This window comes from Streptomyces sp. NBC_01283, from assembly GCF_041435335.1.
Taxonomy (GTDB): Bacteria; Actinomycetota; Actinomycetes; order Streptomycetales; family Streptomycetaceae; genus Streptomyces.
On sequence record NZ_CP108430.1, the window covers coordinates 6,196,427 to 6,219,992 of the forward strand.

Annotated in this window: 15 protein-coding genes; 8 read left to right on the plus strand and 7 right to left on the minus strand. The window is 71.2% G+C overall.

The annotated features are described in order from the left end of the window. The first annotated feature begins 198 nt into the window (after positions 1-198). Positions 199-798, plus strand: a complete 600-nt coding sequence (locus tag OG302_RS28030; protein ID WP_371529297.1) for a MarR family winged helix-turn-helix transcriptional regulator — start codon at positions 199-201, stop codon at positions 796-798. Between the two features lie 330 nt (positions 799-1,128). Here OG302_RS28030 and OG302_RS28035 read toward each other — a convergent pair whose 3' ends face one another. Further along, a complete protein-coding gene (locus OG302_RS28035; protein ID WP_371750253.1) occupies positions 1,129-1,830 on the minus strand; it encodes a gamma-glutamyl-gamma-aminobutyrate hydrolase family protein in 702 nt (233 codons plus the stop codon). Between the two features lie 288 nt (positions 1,831-2,118). Here OG302_RS28035 and OG302_RS28040 point away from each other — a divergent pair, with 288 nt between their 5' ends. From OG302_RS28040 to OG302_RS28060, 5 genes are read left to right on the plus strand one after another with little or no spacing between them, the layout of a single operon-like run. Then, complete coding sequence (locus OG302_RS28040) at positions 2,119-3,672, plus strand: aldehyde dehydrogenase (RefSeq protein WP_371529298.1); 1,554 nt, start codon at positions 2,119-2,121, stop codon at positions 3,670-3,672. Continuing rightward, positions 3,665-4,588 (plus strand): catechol 1,2-dioxygenase, encoded by a 924-nt coding sequence (locus OG302_RS28045; RefSeq protein WP_371529299.1) that lies wholly within the window; start codon positions 3,665-3,667, stop codon positions 4,586-4,588. Before OG302_RS28040 ends, OG302_RS28045 begins: the two co-directional genes overlap by 8 nt. Beyond that, on the plus strand, positions 4,585-5,475 hold the full coding sequence (locus OG302_RS28050; RefSeq protein ID WP_371529300.1) for a fumarylacetoacetate hydrolase family protein: 891 nt from the start codon (positions 4,585-4,587) through the stop codon (positions 5,473-5,475). The genes OG302_RS28045 and OG302_RS28050 overlap by 4 nt, the downstream gene beginning before the upstream one ends. A gap of 48 nt (positions 5,476-5,523) precedes the next feature. Next, positions 5,524-5,715, plus strand: a complete 192-nt coding sequence (locus tag OG302_RS28055; protein ID WP_371529301.1) for a ferredoxin — start codon at positions 5,524-5,526, stop codon at positions 5,713-5,715. A 6-nt stretch (positions 5,716-5,721) separates the two neighbouring features. Then, positions 5,722-6,954 carry an NAD(P)/FAD-dependent oxidoreductase gene (locus OG302_RS28060; RefSeq protein ID WP_371529302.1) on the plus strand — a complete coding sequence of 411 codons (1,233 nt, stop codon included), beginning with the start codon at positions 5,722-5,724 and terminating at the stop codon, positions 6,952-6,954. Positions 6,955-7,304: 350 nt separating this feature from the next. Here OG302_RS28060 and OG302_RS28065 read toward each other — a convergent pair whose 3' ends face one another. After that, positions 7,305-9,266: a glycogen debranching N-terminal domain-containing protein gene (locus OG302_RS28065; protein WP_371529303.1), complete on the minus strand. Its 1,962-nt coding sequence runs from the start codon at positions 9,264-9,266 to the stop codon at positions 7,305-7,307. Continuing rightward, on the minus strand, positions 9,259-10,746 hold the full coding sequence (locus OG302_RS28070) for a hypothetical protein (RefSeq protein ID WP_371529304.1): 1,488 nt from the start codon (positions 10,744-10,746) through the stop codon (positions 9,259-9,261). Before OG302_RS28070 ends, OG302_RS28065 begins: the two co-directional genes overlap by 8 nt. Before the next feature lie 122 nt (positions 10,747-10,868). On the opposite strand from OG302_RS28070, the gene OG302_RS28075 reads away from it, so the two are divergent. Together OG302_RS28075 and ppdK are read left to right on the plus strand one after the other, a co-directional pair. Next, complete coding sequence (locus tag OG302_RS28075; protein ID WP_371529305.1) at positions 10,869-12,191, plus strand: ROK family protein; 1,323 nt, start codon at positions 10,869-10,871, stop codon at positions 12,189-12,191. Between the two features lie 405 nt (positions 12,192-12,596). Further along, positions 12,597-15,353: a pyruvate, phosphate dikinase gene (ppdK, locus tag OG302_RS28080; protein ID WP_371529306.1), complete on the plus strand. Its 2,757-nt coding sequence runs from the start codon at positions 12,597-12,599 to the stop codon at positions 15,351-15,353. A 170-nt stretch (positions 15,354-15,523) separates the two neighbouring features. Here the strand turns inward: ppdK and OG302_RS28085 are convergent, their stop codons facing one another. The 4 genes from OG302_RS28085 to OG302_RS28100 all read right to left on the minus strand — a co-directional run bounded on the left by OG302_RS28085 (position 15,524) and on the right by OG302_RS28100 (position 23,509). Next, positions 15,524-16,084 (minus strand): hypothetical protein, encoded by a 561-nt coding sequence (locus tag OG302_RS28085; RefSeq protein WP_371529307.1) that lies wholly within the window; start codon positions 16,082-16,084, stop codon positions 15,524-15,526. Positions 16,085-16,094: 10 nt separating this feature from the next. Next, positions 16,095-20,531: an RHS repeat-associated core domain-containing protein gene (locus tag OG302_RS28090; protein ID WP_371529308.1), complete on the minus strand. Its 4,437-nt coding sequence runs from the start codon at positions 20,529-20,531 to the stop codon at positions 16,095-16,097. A 487-nt stretch (positions 20,532-21,018) separates the two neighbouring features. Further along, entirely contained in the window at positions 21,019-21,651 is a 633-nt protein-coding gene (locus OG302_RS28095; RefSeq protein WP_371529309.1) for a hypothetical protein, read from the minus strand. A gap of 10 nt (positions 21,652-21,661) precedes the next feature. After that, positions 21,662-23,509: an APC family permease gene (locus OG302_RS28100; RefSeq protein ID WP_371529310.1), complete on the minus strand. Its 1,848-nt coding sequence runs from the start codon at positions 23,507-23,509 to the stop codon at positions 21,662-21,664. Between the last annotated feature and the right edge of the window lie 57 nt (positions 23,510-23,566).

Below are 23,566 nucleotides of genomic sequence, written 5' to 3' on the forward strand. Positions count from 1 at the left end.
GGGGAGGAGAGGAGAGGAGAGGGAGGGGAGAGGGGTGGGAAGAGAAACGCGTATCCGCTGGATGCGCGTTATCGTTTGAACCCGTACGAAATTCGAGTGGCGCTGATGGTACGGACGCGCATACGCCCCGGCAAGAGGTCTTGGGAGACTGGAGGCGTGCAGGCGCCACCGGCACCACAGGGACGAGGAGATACGGACGTGACGGGCTACCGCTCCATCCGCGAGACCGAGAAGGCGGTCCGGGCCAAGCTCGGCGGCACCCCCCTCAAGTACGAGCAGATGGCCGCCGTCTCGAACATCTACCGCGCGGCTTCGGCCGTCCGGCAGCACTTCGAGAACTCCGTGCTGCGCGGGGCCGAGCTGACGTGGACGTCGTTCGTTGTCCTGTACGTGGTCTGGATCTGGGGGGAGATGGAGACGCGGTACGTCGCCGAGGAGGCGGGCATCTCCAAGGGCACGCTGACCGGGGTCGCCCGCACCCTCGCGGGGCGGGGCCTGCTGGAACGGCGCGGCCACCCCGGCGACGGGCGGCTCGCGCTGCTGCGGCTCACGGAGGAGGGGGAGCGGCTGATGGAGAAGGTGTTCCCCGCCTTCAACGCGGAGGAGGCGTTCGTCGCCGACGGGCTGACGGACGAGGAGTGCAGGACCCTGGCGGATCTGCTGCGGAAGATCGTGGTGCAGACGGAGGAGAAGGGGGAGGAGCGAAGGCTGGAACTCCTCGACGGAGCGGAGCCGGCTCCTCGCCGGAGCGGCAGGCGGGCCAAGGGGCCGCTGGGCGAGGGTCTTGAGCAGCGTTGATCACGGGCTCCGCCCGGCGTTGACCACTGGCTTCGCCCGGCTTTGCGCGCACGGCGGTTGACCACCGGCTCCGCCCGGCGTTGACCACCGGCTCCGCTCGGCTTTGCGCGCACGGCGGCAGGTCACCGGCTCCGTCCCGCTCCGGGCGTCGGAAGCTCACCGGCTGCGCCGAGTTCGTCCTCAAGCGCCGGACGGGCTGGGGTGGGTGGCCCCCCCCGGGCCCCGCCCGGCGTTGCACGGCGGCAGGTCACCGGCTCCGCCCCGCCCCGCCCGCCGCAAGGTCACCAGCCCGCCAAGTCCCGTCTGTCCTTCAGCCTCAGACCGGCCGAGTTACTCCCGCTGCGCCGCATGCACCAGCGCCCCGAACAGCCTCTGCTGCGCCACGTCCGAGCCAGCGGTGTCCTCCGGATGCCACTGAACAGCCGCGAACCAACCCTCCCCATACGGGAGTTCCAGTGCCTCCACCGTCCCGTCCGCCGCCCGGCCCGTAGCGACGAGCCCGCGTCCCAGCGCCTCCACGCACTGATGGTGGAAGCAGGAAGCCTCCACCTTCTCGGCGCCCATGGCCCGGGCCACCACCGAACCGGAAGTCATCCGCACCGGATGCACCACGTGCCGGTGCTCCGACTCCGGCCCGCCCATGTCCTGCCGCAGTGAACCGCCCAGCGCGACGTTCACCACCTGCAGCCCCCGGCAGACGGCCAGCAGAGGCAGGCCGCAGGCCACCGCGCACTCCGCGAGCGCGAGGTCGAACGCATCCTGGGCGTCATCCACGTCGTATACGGAACCGTGCACCTCGCCCCCGGCGCTCGCGTCCTCGTACCGCCACGGCGCCACATCCCCGCCCCCCGGCAGCAGCAGCCCGTCGCACCGGGCCAGTCTCGCCGCCGCCTCGCCGGGCGGGCCGGGCAGCATCATGAACGGCTCACCGCCCGCGCGGAACACCGCCTCCGCCAACGCCCGCGCCGTCACAACGGCTTCGTACCGAAGTGCCGACGTCGACGCCGCGTACCGCTGCGGCAGAGCGATCAGCGGGCGGCGGCCCCCTGAGTGGCCTCCCGGGTGGCTCCCCGGGAGGCCCCCCGAGCGGCCCCCCGCACGGTTCCCCCCGCCGGGAGGCGTCAAAGCTGGATCCACGTCGTCTTCAGCTCCGTGTACTTCTCCATCGCGTGCACCGACTTGTCCCACCCGCTGCGATACTCGGTGTGCGGTATTCGTTTGAGCCCAAACAATAGCCGAACAGGGCTGCCCTATCGAGGGGTTGACCGGTCGCCACGCCGCTCCTAATGTTGTTTGGGTTCAAACGAACTGGAGGACCTCATGGCTCCCCCCGCCCCCGAGGCACCGGAGAACTCCTCGCACACCGCGACCGTCGCCGGTGTCCCCGTCGACACCCGGCACTGGATCGGCGGGCGGCGCGTCGCCTCCGCGTCCGGCGCCACCTTCACCGATGACTCGCCACTCGACGGCACCCCGCTCGCCGAGATCGCCCGCGGCGGAGCCGAAGAGGCGCGGGCAGCCGTGGCCGCGGCCCGCGAGGCCTTTCCCGGCTGGGCCGCCACCCCGCCCACCGAACGCGCCCGGCTCCTGCACGCCGTCGCCGACGGGGTCGAGGCCCGCACCGAGGACCTCGCAGCCGTCGAGACCGCCGACAACGGCGCGCTCCTGCGCTCCCACCGCCGCGGTGTCATGCCCCGCGTCGCCCACAACCTCCGCTACTTCGCCGACCGCCTGCTCGCCCTCGCCCACGACGACTTCGAGACCCGGGGGCACACGAACCACGTGAGCTGGGACCCGGCAGGACCGGCCGTCCTCATCACGCCGTGGAACGCCCCGCTGATGCTGGCCAGCTGGAAGACCGGGCCCGCGCTCGCCGCCGGGAGCACCGTCGTCCTCAAGCCCTCCGAGTGGACCCCGCTGACCGCGTCGCTCTTCGCGGACATCGCCCACGAGGCGGGCCTCCCGGCCGGGGTGTTCAACGTGGTGCAGGGGTACGGGGCGGAGGCCGGGGCGCCGCTCGTCGCCGATCCCGGCGTGCGCCGCATCAGCTTCACCGGGTCCGTTCCCACCGCGCGGCGGATCGCTGCGACCGCGGCCGAACGCCTCGTGCCGTGCAGCTTCGAACTGGGCGGCAAATCCCCGCTGCTCGTCTTCGCCGACGCCGATCCGGAGCTCGCCGCCGACCTCGCCGTAGAGCAGTTCGACAATGCCGGGCAGGTCTGTCTGGCCGCCACTCGCATCCTGGTCGAGGAGTCCGCCCGGGACGCCTTCCTCGGGCACATTCTTGACCGGGTAACGAAGTTGACCCAGGGAGATCCGCGCGACGAGGCAACCGACGTCGGGCCCAACATCCACCCCCGGCACGTCGAGCGCGTCGACGGATTCGTCCGGCGCGCCCTGGACGCGGGCGCGAAGGCCGTCATCGGCGGCGGCCCCAACACCGCACTCGGCGGCAACTACTACCTCCCCACCCTCCTCACCGACGTCGACCAGGACTCCGAGATCGTCCAGGAAGAGGTCTTCGGACCCGTCCTCACCCTCCAGACCTTCCCCGACGGCGACGAGGACGAGGCCGTGCGCCTCGCCAACGGCACCCGCTTCGGCCTCGCCGCGACCCTCGCCACCGGCGACCGCGAGCGTGCCGCCCGGGTCTCCGCACGGCTCGTCGCCGGCACGGTCTGGGTCAACTGCTTCTTCGTGCGCGACCTCTCCGCACCCTTCGGCGGCTCCCGCGACTCGGGGATCGGGCGCGAGGGCGGCGACTGGTCCTTCGACTTCTACTGCGACCTGAAGAACACCGTGACCGCGCCAATGGGGCCTCCCCTGCTCGAGCGGAGCCGAGAGCTTGGGGAAGGACGGGCCCGCCATGGGTGAGATCGTCGGGGCGGGCCTCCTCGCCCACGTGCCCACCATCGTGCTCCCCGAAGAGTCCCGCAAAGAGCTCAACGAAGGCCGCGAGATCAGCCTCGTCCCCGGACTGCGACGGCTGCGCGAAGAGGTCTTCGAGACCCTCGACCACGACACCGTCGTCGTCCTCGACTCGCACTGGGCCACCACCGTCGAGTTCGTCGTCTCCGCGCACGCGCGCCGCGCCGGGCTCTTCACCTCCGAGGAGCTGCCGCGCGGGATGTGCCGGATGCCGTACGACTACCCCGGTGACCCCGAACTGGCGGCCTCCATAAGCGAGTTCGACGAGCGGCACGGGACGTGGATCACGCCGATCGACGACCCGTACCTGCCGGTCCACTACGCCACGATCAACCTCTGGAAGTACCTGGGTGAAGGCCTCCCCGACAAGAAGTGGCTCTCGATCGGCGTCTGCCAGACCGGCGACACCGAGGACCATCTCCGCCTCGGCCGCGCACTCGCCGACGGCATCGCGGCGCTGCCCGACCGCAAGGTCCTCCTCATCGCGTCCGGCGCGCTCTCGCATTCCTTCTGGCCGCTGCGGCAACTGCGCGCCCACGAGTCGAGCGAACCGTCCCACATCCGTACGCCCGAGGCGCGGGCCGCCGACGAGCAGTGCATCGAACGCCTCGCACGCGGCGACCACGCCGAAGTCCTGCGCACGATGCCCGAGTTTTTGACCCACAAGCCCGAGGCGCGCTTCGGCCACTACCTGATGATGATCGGTGCTCTCGGAGAAGAGCGGTGCTCCGCGGCCGGTCGCGCCTTCAGCGACTACGAGAACTCGGTGGGCACCGGACAGATGCACCTGTGGTTCGACCGCCCCGCCGAAGGCTGGACCGGCGCCCCCGACCAGACCCGGAGTGAGGTCTCCCTCGCATGACGCCCACGACGCCCACGACTACTTCGACCCGTAAGGCGACCACCGTCGAGTACCGCCGCGTCCTCCTCGAAGGCGCCGCAGTCCAGGTCGTGCGCGAAGGGGACGAGCTGGTCGCCGCCGACGGCCGCCGCGTGAAGACCGCCGAGGCCCACCACCTGCCGCCCGTACGCCCCTCCAAGGTGATCGCCGTCCACCTCAACCACCGCAGCCGGGTGGAGGAGTTCGGCGTCGGGCTGCCGCCCGCACCCACCTACTTCCACAAGCCGGTCTCGGCGCTGAACGCGCACGGCGGTGCCGTCGTCCGACCCGAGCGCTGCAAGTACCTCAACTACGAGGGCGAGATCGGCATCGTCATCGGCCGCACCTGCCGCAACATCGCCCCGGCCGACGCGGACACGTACATCGCGGGCTACACCGTCGCCAACGACTACGGCCTGCACGACTTCCGCGACACCGACGCCGGTTCGATGCTCCGGGTCAAGGGCTCCGACACGCTCTGCCCGCTGGGCCCGGGCCTCGTCACCGGGTGGGACTTCCACTCCAAGTACCTGCGGACGTACGTCAACGGCGAGCTCGTACAGGACGGTTCGACGGACGAGATGGAGTGGGACATGCGCTATCTGGTCTCCGACATCGCCCGCACGATCACCATGGAGCCGGGTGACGTGATCCTGTCCGGCACCCCCGCCAACTCCCGGCCCGTCCGGCCGGGAGACGTCGTCGAGGTCGAGGCCGAGGGCCTCGGACGCCTCACCAACCACATCGTCACCGGCCCGACGGCCGTCCGCTCCGACGTCGGCGCTCAGCCCACGGAGTCCGAGGAGGTCGTCTCGACGGCCTTCGGGGGCGACTGGGAGTTCCGCGGAATCCGCCCCCCACGCCGCTGAACGCATGCGGTCGCACCGCCATATCCCCTCACCGCACCGGGAGTTCACATGCTCAAGGTCACCGTCGACCTGGACGTCTGCCAGGACCACGGGCAGTGCGTCTTCGCGGCGCCGGAGGTCTTCACGCTCGACGAGGACGGCCACCTCGCGTACGTCGAATCGCCCGACGAAGCCCTGCGCGCCGACGCGGAGGACGCCGCCGACGTCTGCCCGCTGCAGGCCATCCGGGTCGAGGGCTGACCCGCCGTGGCCTCCCCGGGGGGAATCGCCGTCGTCGGCGCGTCGCTCGGCGGGCTGCGGGCGGCCGAGCAGCTGCGGGCGGCGGGGTGGGAAAGGGCGATCACGGTGTACGGGGACGAGCCCCATCTCCCGTACAACCGCCCCCCGTTGTCCAAGGAGGTCCTCGCGGGGGAGGCACCCGCCGCCACCACGGCGCTGCGCCATCGCCCCAGCATCGCCGACGTCGAATGGCGGCTCGGTACGGCGGTCGAATCCGCCGACCTGGCCGCGCGCACACTCACGCTGGCCGATGGTTCGGTCCATGCGTACGAGGGTCTGGTGGCCGCGACGGGGGTGCGGCCACGCAGGCTTCCTCTGCCCGGGGGTCCGCCACGGCATGTCGTACGGACACTGGAGGACGCGGCGGCACTGCGTGCCGAACTTGCCGAGGGCGTACGGGTGTTGGTGATCGGGTCGGGCTTCATCGGCTGCGAGGTGGCGGCCACGGCGCGCAGGGCGGGGTGCGAGGTGACGGTCGTCGCGCCGGAGACCGAGCCGATGATGCTGGCGGTGGGGGAGAGGCTCGGGCGGGTGCTGCGACGACGGCACGAGGCGCGCGGGGTGCGGTTCCGAATGGGGCGGCTGGTCTCCCAACACGCCGCTGATTACGTGGCGTTGGACGACGGGAGCGAGTGCGGGGCCGATGTGGTGGTCGAGGCGGTCGGTTCGCTGCCGAACGTGGAGTGGCTGGGGGCGAGTGCGGGGGTCGACCTGACGGACGGCATCCTCTGCGACGCGCAGCTACGGATCGGGGGGCTTGCGCACGCGGTCGCCGTGGGGGATGTGGCGCGCTTCCCGAACCCCCGGTACGGGGCGCTCGCGCGGCGGGTCGAGCACTGGTCGATGCCGGCGGACTGCGCGAAGCATGCGGCGCGGGTGCTGGTGGCGGGGCTGTCGGGGGACGGGGCCGCGTCACCGCACGACGCGACGCCGTTCGCGCCGCTGCCGTCGTTCTGGAGCGATCAGGTCGATGTGCGGGTGCAGTCGTTCGGGCTTCCGGGGGTGGGGGACGGAGTGCGGCTGCTGGGGGGCGATCCGGACTCCGAGGACGGGGACGTGGTGTACGGCTACTACCTGGGGGAGCGGATGATCGGGGTCGTCGCGCTGGGCGGGGCCAGGGCCGTGGGGATGGCGGGGCGTTATCGGGCGGAGCTGATGGCGTTGCCGGAGGCGGAACCCTCCAGCCGGTCCGGCGTCTGAGGACGAACTCGGCGGAGGCGGTGATCGACGGCGCGCGGAGCCGTGAAGCACGTAAGGCCCCGGAGCGCCGGCGTCCAAGGCTCCGGAGTCCCGGCGCGCAGGGCTCCGGAGCCCGGGCACCCAGGGCCCAGGAGCCCCGGCACGCAGAGCCCTGGAGCGCGGGCGCGCAAGGCCCCGGGAGCCCGGCGCGCAGACCCCCGGAACCCGCAAGGTCCCAGCACCCCGGCACCCCGGCACCCGGCCTCCGGCCTCCGGCACCCCGGCACCCGGCCTCCGGCACCCGGCCTCCGGCACCCGGCCTCCGGCCCCCGGCCCCAAAGCCCAGAGCGAGCGCCTCGCCCCGCGATCCCCTATCCCCCCACCGCACTCAACAGCGCAAGCGGCGCCGCCGCCGAGCGGGATTCCCGTACGCACGCGTGGGGGTAAGGGACCGGGCCCGGGTGGGCGTCCCTGTCGTAGCCCGCGAGTACCTCCGGCAGCCGGTTGCCGCCCCGGGTCGCCGCCGCCACCAGGCCCCGCGCCACCGCCCGCGCCTCGTCGTGCAGGCCGTAGCGTGCCAGGCCCAAGGTGATCAGGGCGTTGTCGTGCGGCCACACCGAACCCCGGTGGTAGGAGAGCGGGTGGTACGCAGGCTGGCCGGCGGCCAGGGTGCGTACTCCCCAGCCCGAGAAGAAGTCCGGTTCGAGGAGGCGGTGGCCCACCGCCTCCCCGTACTCCTTGTCCAGGAGGCCCGACCACAGCAGGTGCCCGGCGTCCGACGCGAGCGCGTCGACCTGGTGTCCTTCGCCGTCCAGGGCGAGCGCGGGAAAGCCCGCCTCCGGCATCCAGAAGTCCCGCTGGAAGCGGTCCCGCAGGTCGGCCGCCGCCTGCGTCAGGAGGTCCGCGTACACCGTGTCGCCCCAGACCGTGCGCGCCAGCCACGCCGTACGGCCAAGGGCGTCGTACGCGTAGCCCTGCGCGCCCGCCGCCATCACGGGGCCCGTGGCGCGGCTGCCGTCGGCGGAGCAGATCGCGCCGGGGGAGTCCTTCCAGTTCTGGTTGGCGAGGCCGCCCTCGTCGGCGCGGTAGACGAGATAGCCGCGCGAGGTGAGGCCTCCGTGGTCGAGGATCCAGCCGATGGCGGCCCGCGCGTGCGGCTCCAGGCGGCGGGCAAGCGCGGTGTCGCCCGTCCGTTCCGTGTAGGCGCCGAGCAGGACGAGGAAGAGCGGGGTCGCGTCGACGGAGCCGTAGTAGCACCCGAACGGCACCTGCCCGAAGTGGGCCAGCTCCCCGTGCCGTACCTCGTGCACGATCTTGCCGGGCTGGGCGACCGCACCTTCGGTGGCCTCCGTCGCCTGGGTGGCGGCGAGCGCGGGGAGCGTCGCCGCGGCCAGGCGCGGCAGATAGGGGAGGGCGAAGAGCGAGGTCAGGAGGGCGTCGCGGCCCAGGAGCGTCATGAACCACGGGACCCCCGCCGCCGGTACGCTCAGCGGCTCGCCGTCCGGGCCCGACGCGGGCACCTGGAGTACGGCGAGGTCCGCGAGGCCCCGTCGGCACGCCGCCGCGAGCTCCGGCCAGCCATCGGGGATCTCGACGCCCGACGCGAACTCGGCCTCCAAGCTGGTGAGTTGGGCGGATGCTTCCGTGGGGCCCGTCGGCATGCTCGGCTCGGGCGCCCCGTGCGGATGCGCCGCGACGCGCAGTGTCATCTCCGCCGTGCCGTGCGCGTCGAGGCCTAAGGTCCAGACGAGCCGCCGCGCACCGGTGCCGGTCTCCTCGACCGCGTCCGGCGCGGGGTCCGCGGTGACCTTCGTGCGGGAGCACCACTCGCGGCGCCGGTAGGCGAACTCGATGCCCCGGGCCTCCTCGTCGTCGCCGGTGATGACCGTGCGCGACCTGACGGCGCCGGTCTTCGCGTACGTACGGTGGTCGGAGCGCAGCTCGAACTGGTCGGTGAAGTCGGCGTCCACGGTCAGCGCGATCCGCACGGTCGTCGGCACCGCGCGATTGCTGGTGAGGCGCAGCGACTCCACGAACGTGCCCTCCGTCACGGCCTGTTCGCGGAAGAGCGTGCAGGACGCGGGCTCCTGCCTGCCGCCGCGCGGGACGAGGACGCATCGCGCGATGCCCGCGTCCGCGTCGGTGTCCGACACCGGTGCGAGGACCTCGGGGACGGCCCCGTCGACCGTCAGCTGCCAGCGGCTCAGGTGCCGGGCGTCACGCACGAAGAGCCCGTCCGGGGCCGTGCCGCCGGGCACCCCGCTGATGTCGCCGCCCGCGCCGAGCGCCGCGAACGTACCGCCCCGCACCAGTGGTTGACGCCGATCAGTCATCCCTGAACCTCTTCCTCGTCACCGCGACGGAAGGCGCCTCGGCGGGCCTCGTGTGCGGCTCCTCGTCACGCCCGGCGGGATCGTCGAGCAGCAGATCCAGGGCGAGCGCGGCGCTCCAGCCGAAGCCGCGCGCACCGCAGCCCCGCCCTGTGTACGGGTCCACGTACTCCGCGAACCCGGACTCCCCGGCCACTTCGAGCAGCGCACGCCGCAGACCGTCGGCCCGTGTGCGCTCGCCGTGCAGCCGAAGCCCCCGCTCAAGAAGCCAGTTGGTGTTGAACCATGCGGGTCCGCGCCAGTACCGCCGTGGGTCGAAGGCGCTTCCCGTGAGGTCGTAGCTCGGCACGAGCCGCGCGGGCCCGCCGAGCCCGAAGTGCGGTCCGCACGCGGTCCGTACGAGCGCGGCGGCGACGGGGGCGGGCAGCGCGGGCAGGATCAGCGGGACGAGCCCGCCGACCCCGAGCTCCGGCACCAGCTCCCCGGAGGGCAGCTCGCGGCGGTCCCCGGAGCGCAGGTCGCGGCAGAGGAAGAGGCCGTCCGCCGGGTCCCAGAGGCGCTCGACGAGGGTGCCCGTGAGCGCTCGCGCACGCGCCTCCCGTACGACGGACGCGTCCCGCAGGCCCAGCTCGGCCTCGATACGGGCCAGTGCGTGCTCGGAGGCGATCAGGAGCGCGTTGAACGAGGGTTCCTCGACGGCGAACTCGCCCGCCCCGTCCGCGTACTCCCCGCCCACGCATCCGCCGTCCGCGTAGCCGCGATCGCGGTAGTCGGCCGCGAGCCGCACGTACCTGCCGTAGTCGAGGTCGGTCGGCCGGTCCTCCGCGGCGCCGTGGTCCAGGTCGGCGCGCCGGTAGGCGGACGGATCGGCCGGGGTCACCCGGCTCAACGGGGCGTCCCAGCAGGGGCTGTTGTCCATGCCCTGCTCCCAGGGGTGGAGCACGGAGGCGAGCCCCGCGCCACCCGCGTCCCTGCGGCAGCGCAGGTAGCGGTGCCAGGCGGCGAGCCGGGGGTGGGTGCGGGCCAGGAACGAACGGGCGCGGGAGAGCCCCGGGTCGGCGCGGTGCACCAGCCAGACGGCGAGTGCGTGGACCGGCGGCTGGACGATGCCGGAGGTGTGGATGGCACCGGGTGCCCCGGCAGTGCGCCCGGCCGTGGTGGAGCGCCAGAAGTCGGGGCTGGGGAAGTAGGCGTCCAGGGGGACGGCAGGATTGAACACGATGTGCGGGACGCGGCCGTCGCCCCACTGGGCGGAGAGCAGCGTCTCCAGCTCCAACTGCGCCCGTAAGGGGGACAGATGACGCAGGCCGATCGCGATGAAAGCGGAGTCCCAGGACCATTGGTGGGGATAGAGCTGCCGGGAGGGGACCGTCGACGTGCCCGTCCAGTTGGCCCACAGCACCTCGGCGGCGCGCTCGCGCAGGGACGTCGTGGCTCGGCGGGTGGTGAGCTGGGCTGTGCGGCCCACGTTCGTGCGGTCCACGCGGTTCTCCCCGAGGGGCTCGACGCCCTGTCAGTTTCGTGTTGGCCACCTTAGAGTTACGTCTACTCAACACGCAAAACCCAATATGTAACGCGGAGTTGACGAGCACAAGGGGAGAGCGGATGCCGGACCGAGCGGAGTACGAGGGGCAGGCGGCGGGTGGACGCGCGGCCGGCCGGCATGCGGGGGCCGGGGACCTGCTCCACCTGGTGCGCAGCGGACGGGCCACCACGCGCGGCGCCCTGCAGCAGGCCACCGGGCTCTCCCGGGCCACGGTCGGTCAGCGTCTCGACCGGCTCTTCCGCGCGGGCTGGCTGCGGGAGGGCGCGGGCGGCCCCCCTGACAAGGCGGGCTCGTCGCTCGGCGGGCGCCCCGCCGTCCGTCTGGAGTTCGACGACGCCCACGCGGTGGTTCTCGCCGCCGACCTGGAGACCCGGCACGTCCGCACCGCCCTGCTCGGCCTCACCGGCGAGATCGTCGCCGAGCAGGCGGGCCCCCTGGCGATCGATGACGGCCCGGACGCGGTCCTCGGCGAGCTGGGCATCCGCTTCGCCGAGCTGCTGCGCAAGGCCGACCGCTCCCCGGCCTCGGTCTGCGGCATCGGACTCGCGGTGCCGGGGCCCGTGGACAGCGAGACGGGCCGCGTCGTCCAGCCGCCGATCATGCCGGGCTGGGACGGCTACGACATAAGAGGCCGCCTGCGCCGCGCCTTCACCGAGCAGACGGGCGGCCCCGCCGACCTCCCGGTCCTCGTCGACAACGACGCGAACCTCATGGCGTACGGCGAACAGCGCGCCTCGTACGCGGAGTGCTCGGCCTTCGCCCTGGTCAAGGTCTCCACCGGCATCGGCGCGGGCGTCGTCGTGGACGGCGCGGTCTACCGGGGCATCGACGGGGGAGCCGGGGACATCGGGCACATCAGGGTGCCGGGGGGCCAAGGGAGCTCGACGGGCACGGCAGGCACGGCGGGCTCAGGAGGGACGGACGGCCCCGGAAGCGCGGCCGCCGCCCTGTGCAAGTGCGGTTCGTACGGCTGTCTGGCCGCGGTGGCCAGCGGCCGTGCGGTGGCCCGCCGGCTGAGGGAGGCGGGTGTCCCCGCGGCGTCGGGGGCTGATGTGCGGGAGCTCCTGGAGGCGGGGAATCCGGTGGCGGTCGGCTTCGCGCGCGAGGCGGGGCGGCAGGTCGGCGAGGTGCTCGCCACCGTCGTCACGCTCCTGAACCCCGGAGTTCTCATGATCGCTGGAGATCTGGCCGGAACACCGTTTCTGACCGGGGTGCGCGAACTGCTCTACCAGCGTGCCCTGCCCCGCTCCACCGCTCATCTGGAGGTCGTCACCTCGCGTCTCGGCGACCGCGCGGCCCTCATCGGTGCGGGAACGCTGGTGGTGGAGCACCTGTACGCCCCGCGCCGGGCGGAGGAACGGCTGGCCGCGCTCGGCGTGTGAAGGGCGCGCGACCGTCTCGTTCCGCGTCCGGATGCTGACATCCGGAGGCTTCAAACGGCGTGATTCTCGCCACCCCTGATAGGCCTTGCGCTCAGATGAGCGCTTTAAGACCGACTGCACTTCTGGAAGGGGTGGCACTCAGTGCCACTGCTCGATCATTCATGAGGTGAACTCACATCTGAGTATGGGCCGCTCATTCGAGCGAATCACTGGGTCTACAGGAGTTGAGTGTTCAAGACTTGAATACATGATGGCCGATCGGGCTACCGCTGAGTCACTTTCGATCTACTGGCGGACGGGTGGTTACGGCCGCATGACGCACAAGTGGACGTACCCATGCGCCTTCGATCTGGGTATGTTCCTCGCCGTCAGGGCAGCCACCGAGTCCTCGAGGAGTCGAGACCCGTGTCGGAAAACAAAGATCCCCACGTAGCGCAGAACGATGCGAGCGATGCGAGCGATGCGGTCGTGAAGTTCGTCTATGACTTCACCGAGGGCAACAGGGACCTCAAGGACCTTCTCGGCGGGAAGGGCGCGAACCTCGCCGAGATGACCAACCTCGGGCTGCCCGTCCCTCCGGGCTTCACGATCACCACAGAGGCCTGCAAGACCTACCTCGCCAGCGGCGAGGAGCCGGTCGAGCTGCGCGACGAGGTGAGTGCGCACCTCGACGCCCTTGAGAAGAAGATGGGCAAGAAGCTGGGTCAGGCCAATGACCCGCTGCTCGTCTCGGTCCGCTCGGGCGCCAAGTTCTCGATGCCCGGGATGATGGACACCGTCCTGAACATCGGGCTCTCCGACAAGTCGGTGACGGGCCTCGCCAAGCAGTCCGGCGACGACCGCTTCGCGTGGGATTCCTACCGCCGCCTCATCCAGATGTTCGGCAAGACCGTCATGGACGTGGACGGCGAGCTCTTCGAGGACGCCCTGGAGGCCGCCAAGGCCGCCAAGAAGGTCACGGTCGACACCGACCTGGAGGCCGCCGACCTCAAGAAGCTCGTCACGAAGTTCAAGAAGATCGTCAAGACCGAGGCCGGCCGCGACTTCCCGCAGGACCCGCGCGAGCAGATGGACCTCGCGATCCGCTCGGTCTTCGAGTCGTGGAACACCGACCGCGCCAAGCTCTACCGCCGCCAGGAGCGCATCCCCGGCGACCTGGGCACCGCGGTCAACATCTGTTCCATGGTCTTCGGCAACCTCGGCCCCGACTCCGGCACGGGCGTCGCGTTCACCCGCGACCCGGCCAGCGGCCACCAGGGCGTGTACGGCGACTACCTGCAGAACGCGCAGGGCGAGGACGTGGTGGCGGGCATCCGCAACACCGTCCCGCTCGCGGAGCTGGAGCAGATCGACAAGAAGTCGTACGACCAGCTCATGCAGATCATGGAGACCCTTGAGACGCACTACAAGGACCTCTGCGACATCGAGTTCACCATCGAGCGCGGCCAGCTGTGGATGCTGCAGACCCGCGTCGGCAAGCGCACCGCCGGTGCCGCCTTCCGCATCGCGACGCAGCTCGTCGACCAGGGTCTGATCGACGAGGCCGAGGCGCTCCAGCGCGTCAACGGCGCGCAGCTCGCCCAGCTGATGTTCCCCCGCTTCGACGAGACCGCGAAGGTCGAGCAGCTCGGCCGGGGCATCGCCGCGTCACCCGGTGCCGCGGTCGGCAAGGCGGTCTTCGACTCGTACACGGCCATCAAGTGGTCGCGTTCGGGCGAGAAGGTCATCCTCATCCGCCGTGAGACCAACCCCGACGACCTCGATGGCATGATCGCGGCCGAGGGCATCCTGACCTCGCGCGGCGGCAAGACCTCGCACGCGGCCGTCGTCGCCCGCGGCATGGGCAAGACCTGTGTCTGCGGCGCCGAGGAGATCGAGGTCGACACCAAGCGGCGCCGTCTGACGGCCCCCGGCGGTGTGGTCATCGAGGAGGGCGACGTCGTCTCCATCGACGGCTCGACCGGCAAGGTCTACGCCGGAGAGGTCCCCGTCGTGCCGTCCCCCGTCGTCGAGTACTTCGAGGGCCGGATGCACGCGGGCGCCGACGACGCCGACGAGCTGGTCGGCGCCGTGCACCGGATCATGGCGTACGCGGACCGGGTACGCCGCCTGCGGGTCCGCGCCAACGCCGACAACGCAGAGGACGCGCTGCGGGCCCGCCGCTTCGGCGCCCAGGGCATCGGCCTGTGCCGCACCGAGCACATGTTCCTCGGTGAGCGCCGCGAGATGGTCGAGCGGCTGATCCTCGCCGACGCGGACGAGGCCCGCGAGAAGGCCCTCAAGGAGCTCCTGCCGCTCCAGAAGCGCGACTTCGTGGAGCTCTTCGAGGCGATGGACGGCCTCCCGGTCACGGTCCGCCTCCTGGACCCGCCGCTGCACGAGTTCCTGCCCGACATCACCGAGCTCTCCGTACGCGTCGCCCTCGCCGAGTCCCGCAAGGACTCCAACGAGAACGACCTGCGCCTGCTCCAGGCCGTGCACCGCCTGCACGAGCAGAACCCGATGCTGGGCCTGCGCGGCGTACGCCTGGGCCTGGTCATCCCCGGCCTGTTCACCATGCAGGTACGGGCGATCGCCGAGGCCGCGGCCGAGCGCAAGAACGCCAAGGGCGACCCGCGCGCGGAGATCATGATTCCGCTCGTCGGCACGGTCCAGGAGCTGGAGATCGTCCGCGAGGAGGCCGAGCAGGTCATCGCCGAGGTCGAGGCGACGACGGGCGTGGCGCTGAAGCTGGCGCTCGGCACCATGATCGAGCTGCCGCGTGCGGCGCTCACGGCGGACCAGATCGCGGAGGCGGCCGAGTTCTTCTCCTTCGGCACGAACGACCTCACACAGACCGTCTGGGGCTTCTCGCGGGACGACGTGGAGGCGAGCTTCTTCACGGCGTACCTGGAGAAGGGCATCTTCGGGGTCTCGCCCTTCGAGACCATCGACAAGGACGGCGTGGGCAAGCTGGTGAAGGACGCGGTCAAGGCCGGCCGCGCCACCCGCCCCGACCTGAAGCTCGGCGTCTGCGGCGAGCACGGCGGCGACCCGGAGTCCGTGCACTTCTTCCACGAGGTGGGCCTGGACTACGTCTCCTGCTCCCCGTTCCGCATCCCGGTGGCCCGCCTGGAGGCGGGGCGCGCGGCGTCGGAGTCGGCGGGCAGCGACCACCGGTAGGTCTCTCCTGGCCACCGGTCGGACTCCGGGGCCGACGCCGTGTCCCCGACCCTCACCGATGCGGCATCGGCTCCGGTTCACCAAGAAGGGGCAGCTCCCTGTGCGGGGGAGCTGCCCCTTCGGGCGTTCTCCGCGGGGGCCGCCCACGGCCCCTGCCGACCCCTACCGGCTCATTCCGCTCTCAGCTCGCGGCTTCCGGCCCGGTTCTTCGCGATGTTGCGTGTCTTCTTGGTGCGGGCCGACTCGGCGACCACGGCGAGTACCGCCGGCGACGTCGACCACTCGGCGAGGTGGCGCTGCATCCAGTCCGTGACCTCCGCCAACTCGGCCGGTGTCGGCACGTGACCGTCCTTGACGGACAGGTAGAACAGCCAGTCGTGGATACGGCGGCGGATGAACTCGCGGACCCCCTCCGCCTTGAGCCGGTCGATCTCCGGCAGCAGTCCGTCCGACCACTGCCGGAACTCGTCAGGGCCGTTCACTTCATACGCGACCTCGTCCACGAGGGCGACCACCGCCGTCTTGGCCCCCATGTCGTTGGGGTCGCGCAGGATCGTGGCCACGATCGCGCGGTCCCGGTCGCGGTCGCGGCTCGGCGAGGCGGCGATCACCGAGACGACGCGCAGGTACGCGGATGTCCGGGCGTGCTCGTCCGCGACGGCTTCGTCGACGTCCACGTCGACGATGCCGGCCTCCGCCAGCAACGCGGCCACATCGGAATGCAATGTCATCGCTTCATCCCTACTTGCAGGGTTTCTTGGCGGCGTCGGCGGCCTCGCGCTGCTCCTTCGCAGCCCGCTCCTCCGCCTGACTCCGCTTGCCGAGCTTCCTGACGGCGGTCCTGATCTGCGGCTTGAAGTGCTCCACCGCCTGTCGTTGCTTGCTCGAAAGCTCCGGTTGGTTGTGGAGGGGTTTGCCGTTCGGTCCGATTCTGACCTCGCGACCCCCGCCACCGGTGACATGGGCGTGCGCCGGCTTGTCGACGTCGTACTCGTGCACGACGATCTTCACGCCGTTCTTGCTGACGTCGAGGAGGGAAAGGCCGAGCGGGTCGATCCACGTGAACGGGTTGGGCACGTAACTGTGCGGCGCGAAGCCACCGGCGAGACCGATCGGGTCCGAGGAGAGGTAGCGGGCGGTCTCGGGGTCGTAATGCCGGAAGTAGTTGTAGTGCAGCCCCGTCTCGGGGTCGTAGTACTGGCCGGGGAAACGCAGGGGGGTGTAGGCGGTGGCGCCCCGGTTCCAGACCGTGGTGCCCCAGAGGGTGGTTCTGCTGCGCCAGGCGATGTCGCCGTGCTCGTCGAGGAGTTCGGTCGGGGTGCCGACGAGGTCGGTGACGATGGCGTAGAAGCGGGCGTCCACCTCTTCGTCGGTGAGGTGTTTGCGCTCTGTCTGGGCCAGGGGGAGCAGGCCGTCGTGGTCCCAGGTGAGGGTCACTGATTCCGGTGCGCCCGGGGTGTGGCTCGTCTGTTCGCAGAGGGTCATGTCGTCCCAGGTGAAGTGGACCTGTTCCGCCACCCCCTGCTCCGTCAGGCGCTCCTTGGACACGCGGCGGCCCAGGGGGTCGTAGACGTAGCGCCACCTCGTGCCATCGGGGGTCACCACGGAGGTGAGGCGGTCCTCCGCGTCCCACGTGTAGTGCCAGGTGTCGGGCTTGCGGGACAGGCGGGCCTTCTGGCGCAGGGTGGTGCGGCCCGCCGTGTCGTGTTCGTAGCGGACGCTGCCTGCCGCGGTGATACGGGTGCCGGTGTAGGTGCGGGGGCCCGTCGCCTCTTGGCCCGGCATGGGGGCCGGCCAGGAGGCGTCGGTCTGGTTGCCCGCGTCGTCGTAGGCGTAGGTCTCCGTCCAGCCTGCCGCGCGGACCGCCGTGACGCGTCCCGCCGCGTCGAGGTCGAAGCGGCGCGCGCCGTTGAGCTGGTCCTCCATGCCGGTCAGGTGGTCGTCGGCACGGTAGGTGTACGCCCGGTGCTGGATACGCGTGCGGGCCGGGCCCGTCAGCTCCTGTTCCGCCAGGCGCCCCACGACGTCGTACGCGTTCGTCAGCGTCAGGGCCCCGCCGACCGTGCGGGTGAGTTCCCGGCCCACCCCGTCGTGCGTGAATGCCAGCCTCTGCCCGGCCGTGGCGAGTTCCGTGACGTGGCCTGCCGCGTCGTACGTCCAGGTGCTCGTCGCGCCGGACGGCGTGGTGCGGCTGGTGCGGCGGCCCAGTGCGTCGTAAGTGTGGGTCAGGGTGCGGCCGTTGACCGTTTCGGACATCAGACGGCCTGCCCTGTCCCTCGCCAGGGTCAGTGTCACGTCCGGGCTCACCGCCTCGGTGAGGGCGCCTGTCGCGTCGTAGGTGTAGCGCGTGATCGCGGAGCCTGCCACGTTCTGCGTGACCGTCCGGCCCAGCACGTCCCGTTCGAAGGTGATCACGTCGCCCATGGCCGTCGTACGGGCCGCCAACTGGCCCGCCGCGTCGAGGGTGTACGTCAGTGTGTGGTCGTCGAAGTCCGTCTCCGCCACCAGGCGGCCCGCCGGGTCGTACTCGTAACTCCAGGTCAGTCCCTGTGGGTTGGTGACCTTGCGGAGCTTGAGCTGGGTGTCGTGGTCGAACTCGTAGCGGGCGCCGTCGGGGTCCGTGCGGGCCGCGATCAGGTCGAAGTGCGTGTACTCGTGTGTCGTGGTCGCGCCCATCGCGTCCGTGTGCGAGACGCAGTTGCCCTCGATGTCGTACGTCCACGACTCCGACGAACCGTCCGCCTCCGTGCGCCGCGCCAGCTGACCCTCCGCCGTCCACTCAAGGCGCGTGGTCGCGCCCGTCGGGTCCGTGATCGTGTGCGGGCGGCCGAAAGCGTCGAGGTCGTAGCGGGTCACCGCGCCCAGCGGGTCCGTGACCTCCAGCGGCAGGCCCGCCGCGTTGCAGCGCAGCTCGGTGGTGTGGCCGAGGGGGTCCGTGATGGTGGACACGGCTCCGGTGGCGTCGTGGGTGAAGTGGTGCGTCGTGCCGTCGGGGGCGGTCACGCTGGTGCGGTTGCCGTGCTCGTCCCATGTCTGGCGCTGGACGGCGCCGTCCGGGCCGACGAGCTCGACCAGCAGGTTCAGGTCGTTGTACTCCGCGCTGGCGCGGGTGCCGTCCGGACCGCGTGTGGCGGTCAGATTGCCTTGCTCGTCCCAGGTGTTCTCGGTGCGGTGCCCCAGCGCGTCGGTGCGGGCGAGCAGGTTGTTCCACCTGTCCCACTCGGTGTGGACGGTGCCGCCCAGCGGGTCCGCCTCGGAGAGGAGCTGGTCGAGGTCGTTGTAGCGGTAGACGGTGGTCTGGCCTAGGGCGTCGGTGTAGCGGGTTTCCTGCTCGTCCGGGCGGTACTCGATGGTGCAGGACAGGTGACCGGCGGTGCTCTGGCCACGGACGCAGCGGTCTTCGTCGTCGTAGGTGAAGCGGTACCAGGTGCGGTTGCTGTCGGTCCAGGACGTGATGCGGGCGCGGTCGTCGTAGTCCAGGTGCAGCTTCGGTCCGGCTGAGTTGTGGACTTCGGTGAGATTGCCGAGGCCGTCGTAGCTGTAGGCGGCTACGAGGGTGGTGGCGGGGGCGTCCTCGACGGTGGTTTCGGTGGCGGGGGAGAGCAGGCGCAGGGCGGTGATGCGGTGGTCGTCGGTGTCCACGTTCAGGTGGTAGCCGCCGGTGTGGCGTATCGCCGTAGGGACGCCGGTGGGGTCGTGGTCGATGTCGATGCGGTTGCCGTTGCGGTCGGTGATGGCTCGCAGGGGCAGGGTCTCTGGCCCCTCTACGGCACCGGCAGGGGCAGGAGCGGGGAGGAAGTGGCGGGTGTGGCCGGTGTGCGGGTCGGTGATGCGGAGGGGAGTACCGGGGGTGCCGTCCCAGTCCAACGGCCAGCGCGGGCCTGCCACCGGCAGCACCGAGGCGCCGGGCGTGGGCGCCGGATAGAGCAGGATCATGCCGTCCTCGGTGGCGAACGCGACGCCCTCGTGGTCGAGTTCGAGGCGCTCGTCGAGCGTGGAGGCCCAGGACGGGCCGAACCACCGGCCCGACTCGTACGTGGAAAGATGTGTGCGCCGCAGGATCAGCGGGAGCAGGCCCGGCAGTTCGACGTCGGTCTTCTCCATGATCATCTCGCCGGAGATCATGTCGATGGGGTCGCCGTTCTTGCAGCGGCTCTTGGCGGGCTTGCTGGTGGCCAGATCGTCCCCGCCGCGCCGCAGACCGTTCTTGAGGCCCTTGCCAAGCCCCTTCATCCCGGCCTTGAGGCCCTTCATGCCCTTGGCGAGCTTGCCCAGGGAGGTCAGTCCCTTCATGCCGGGTATGCAGTCGAGCGCGGCGAAGGCGACGTCGAGTAGGCCTGCTTCCCCGTTGGCGTATTTGTTGAGGGTGTCGGCGAGGACGACGAGGGCGGCGATGAGGACGATGGCGCCGAGGATGGGCCCGCCGATGATCATCGCGATGACGCCGAGGACGGCGACGACGACTTTGCAGACGGCGACGATGGTGTCCCAGTTGTCGGTGACCCAGTCCCCGACTTCCTCCCACCACTTGCGGTTCTGGATCCCGGCGTCGGAGGCGTCCTCGAGCTTCTTCTTCGCCGTCCCGGCCGCGTCCTGACGCATCTTGCGGGCGTCTTCGGCCATTTTCTTCGCCGCGTCCAGACTGCTTTGGGCGGCGGAGACGTCCGACTTCGCCGCCGTCTGGGCTTTCTCGGCGGAGTTGGCGTTGCGGGTGGCGGCCTTGACCTTGTCCGGGTCGGGCTTCGGGACGTCCTTGCCGGCCTTGGAACCGCCGTCGTCGTCCTTGTACTTGTCGGCTTCCTTGCCCGCCCTGTCCACCCAGGAGTCGGCTGAGGTGAGGCGGGACTGGGCGGCGGAGAGGCTGGTCTGAGCCTCACGGCCCTTGGCCAGGGCCTTGTCGGCGAGAGCCTGGGAGCGTTCGAGTTCGGGCCAGTAGGTGGAGAGGGCGTCGCCGGCCATCTCGTAGCTCTTCTTGAGCTTCTTCAGCTTGCCCGGCGCGTCCTCGAACTCGGAGGTGAAGGACTCTGCCGTCTTGCCCGCCCAGGTCAGGATGGCGTCCTCGCCCGCCATCCCCTTGATGTCACGGAGGACCTTCGACACGTCGTCGGCGAAGTCGTGCAGATTCTTGGCGAGGTTCCGGACGCGGTCCGGGTCCCCGGGCGTCGGGTCCTTGTCCAAGTCAAGGACATGCCAATCCGCCGGACGATTCCCCGCCATGTTGCAACCCCCGTCGCGCGTACATCACCATCAGCCTTGTGCGCAGATGAAAGTACAAGGCGCAGCTGTTCAGCGGAAACATACCGCGGGCAGCGATCGCGCCCGGCCCGTGGCAGCCGTTGCCGGCTGGCCCGATTGCGTCGGTTGTGACGAATCCCGACGACGTGGCCGATTGGGGGGCACCTGCGAGGGCGCTGCCCCTTCGGGCCTCGTCAGCGGGGACTGTCGACCAACGTCGTAGGCGAACCATCCGGCGGAAGCCGCCGGGTCGGTCCCCCTTCGGTGACCGCCTGCAAGGCGTTCCTGCCGAGCGCGTGGTCGTGCTCGTACAGGGCCGGGACGATCCTGCGATTCCGCTCGGCGTCACAGGTATCGAGCCGTCCCGCGGAGGGGATGGCGTCCAGGCCGATGGCGGCGGGCAGGGGCGACTGCGATGAAATCCCGTCCCTCAGGGCTGGTCGGTGCTTTCCAGCAGGGCCTTGAGCTTCGACAAGCGTTCGTGCCAGAACTTCTTGTACGTTGCCACCTCCGCCGCGTCCCGCAGTTTCTCGTGGCCGATGGCCACCGTTGTCTTCTCCGGGGTCTTGACCGTGATGCCCACGGAGATGCGCGTGGTGGTGCCCGTTGTGTCCTTGAAGTCGGCCGTCACCGACTTGGCGGGGCGGTGCGTGCGGAGGGTGAGGTCGATGCCGGGGAGCCAGCGGGCGCGTACGGTCTCGTCCGTGAAGGCCTCGATGGCTCGGGCCGCCGACGTGGCTATCGTCTTGCTGCCGCTGGTCCGCCAGGCGCCCGTGCTGCTCTGGCCCACCTCGCGCAGGCCGCGCTCCTGTTCGTAGCCGACGGCCACGGACTGGGCGTACCAGCCGTCGGTGCCGTGCTCCTCGCGGATGTGGCGGGCGATCTCCGTGTGGGTGTGGGAGGTGCCGTCCCAGGCGTCCAGCAGCGCGAACCACTGCGTCCAGGTCTTGCCCGTCGCCTCGCGCAGGGCCTCCGCCGACAGCTTCTCCGTGATCCGCCGTCCCGCAGCGCCCGCAGCCCCCGCAGCGCCCCCACTGCCCGCGTCGCCCCTGCTTCCGCTCATGGCGCCGACGCTAGGACCGCGTCCGCCCCCTCGCAAGGCGGAACCGCAGGCGGCAGATCACCGCGTCCGTGTCCCTGCGGACCGCGTGGGCGAGGACCGTGCCGCGTTGGTTCTGGAGCAGGCGCTGCCAGACGTGGGCCGGTTCGACCTCGGGGATCAGGACGGTGACGCGGGTGGTGGGGTGGTAGGTGTAGATCCTCTGTACGTACGCCGACACCGGGCGGCCGACCGAACGTGTCAGGGACGACAGCTCCACCAGGTCGACGCCCGGGTTCCACAGCTCCCAGTCGCGGCGCAGCGCCTCCGTGGCGCGGCGGTCCTCGGGGTCGGTGTGGGTGACCGTGACCGCGCGCACTTCGTCGCCGAGGGACACCGCCGCGTTCAGGGCCTCACCGGTGAGGCGGGACAGGTTCGAGACGGGGACGATGACCAGGGAGTGGTCGCGGTGCGGGGGCGCCGGGACGCGGCCCAGGCCCAGATCGTCGCCGATCCGGCCGTAGGCGCGGTGCACGGCCTCGAAGCAGAGCACGATGGCGGGCAGCGCGAGCACGATCAGCCAGGCGCCCTCGGTGAACTTGGTGGCCGTGACAACCACCGCCGAGACGCCGGTCAGGACCGCCCCGAAGCCGTTGAGCAGGGCCTTGGCGGGCCTGCCGGCCTTGCGCCAGTGGAGCACCATCCCGGTCTGGCAGAGCGTGAAGCCGATGAAGACACCGATCGCGAAGAGCGGTACGAGCGTGTTGGTGTCGCCGCCGGAGAAGACCAGCAGCCCGGCCGACACGGCGGCAAGCGCGAGGACGCCGTGCCGGTGGACCTGACGGTCGGCCTTCAGCCCGAAGACGTGCGGGAGGTAGTTGTCCCGGGCGAGCAGACCCATCAGGACCGGCAGGCCGCCGAAGGAGGTGTTGGCGGAGAGGGCGAGCAGGATCATCGTCGCGAACTGAACCACGTAGAAAGCCCAGTTGTGGCCCAGTGACGCGTCCGCCAGCTGTGCCAGGACCGTGACGCCCTCCACCGGCTGCAGCCCGAAGCGGGAGATGGGGACGGACAGGCCGATCAGCATCACGCCAAGGAGCGCGCCGAGCGCCACCTCCGCGTGCTGGGCGCGCCTGACGCGCGGGGCGCGGAAGGACGGTACGGCGTTGGCGATGGCCTCCACTCCGGTGAGGGCCGAGCAGCCCGAGGCGAACGCCTTGAGCAGGAGCAGTGCGCCGACGGTCGTGGCGTTGTCGGCGAGGACGGAGGCGTGGCCATCGGCGGCGGCCGTGCTGACCGGTCCTTCGCGGAACAGGCCGACGGCGACCATGGTCAGGATCGCGCCGACGAATATCGCGGTCGGGACGATGAAGACGCGCGCCGAGTCGACGATGCCGCGCAGATTGACGCCCGTGACGACGACGAGGACGGCCAGGCACAGCGCCACCCGGTCGCCGTACAGCTCCGGGAACGCCGAGGTGAGCGCCGCGACGCCCGCGGTGACGGCGACGGCGACGTTCAGGACGTAGTCGAGGACGAGTGAGGCCGCGGCGACCAGGCCCGCGCGGCGGCCCAGGTGGGCCTTGGCCGCCGCGTAGCTGCCTCCGCCGTCGGGGAAGGCGGCGATCACCTGACGGTAGGAGGCGACGAGCACGGCGAGCAGCGCGGCGATCCCCAGGGTCACCGGCAGCGTGAAGCCGAGCCCGTGGGCGCCGGCCGCCGCGAGGACCAGGACGATGGCCTCGGGTCCGTAGGCGACCGAGGCCATCGCGTCCAGGGATAGCGCGGCGAGGCCCTGGAGGGCGGTCAGGCGGTGGCGGTCGCCGGGACTTCCCGGGTCCGGGGTCCTGAGGGCTTCCGGGGTCTCGGAGACAGTGGTCATGGGCGGGCCCCTCCAGGCGGGTTCGTTCGCGTGAGCGATGCCCAGCCTGGGCGGGCC

Coding starts and splice junctions, on each gene's coding strand:
- OG302_RS28045 (WP_371529299.1), top strand. CDS start 3,665: ATGGGTGAGATCGTCGGGGCGGGCCTCCTCGCCCACGTGCCCACCATC.
- OG302_RS28075 (WP_371529305.1), top strand. CDS start 10,869: ATGCCGGACCGAGCGGAGTACGAGGGGCAGGCGGCGGGTGGACGCGCG.
- OG302_RS28055 (WP_371529301.1), top strand. CDS start 5,524: ATGCTCAAGGTCACCGTCGACCTGGACGTCTGCCAGGACCACGGGCAG.
- OG302_RS28065 (WP_371529303.1), bottom strand. CDS start 9,266: ATGACTGATCGGCGTCAACCACTGGTGCGGGGCGGTACGTTCGCGGCG.
- OG302_RS28095 (WP_371529309.1), bottom strand. CDS start 21,651: ATGAGCGGAAGCAGGGGCGACGCGGGCAGTGGGGGCGCTGCGGGGGCT.
- OG302_RS28040 (WP_371529298.1), top strand. CDS start 2,119: ATGGCTCCCCCCGCCCCCGAGGCACCGGAGAACTCCTCGCACACCGCG.
- OG302_RS28050 (WP_371529300.1), top strand. CDS start 4,585: ATGACGCCCACGACGCCCACGACTACTTCGACCCGTAAGGCGACCACC.
- OG302_RS28100 (WP_371529310.1), bottom strand. CDS start 23,509: ATGACCACTGTCTCCGAGACCCCGGAAGCCCTCAGGACCCCGGACCCG.
- OG302_RS28085 (WP_371529307.1), bottom strand. CDS start 16,084: ATGACATTGCATTCCGATGTGGCCGCGTTGCTGGCGGAGGCCGGCATC.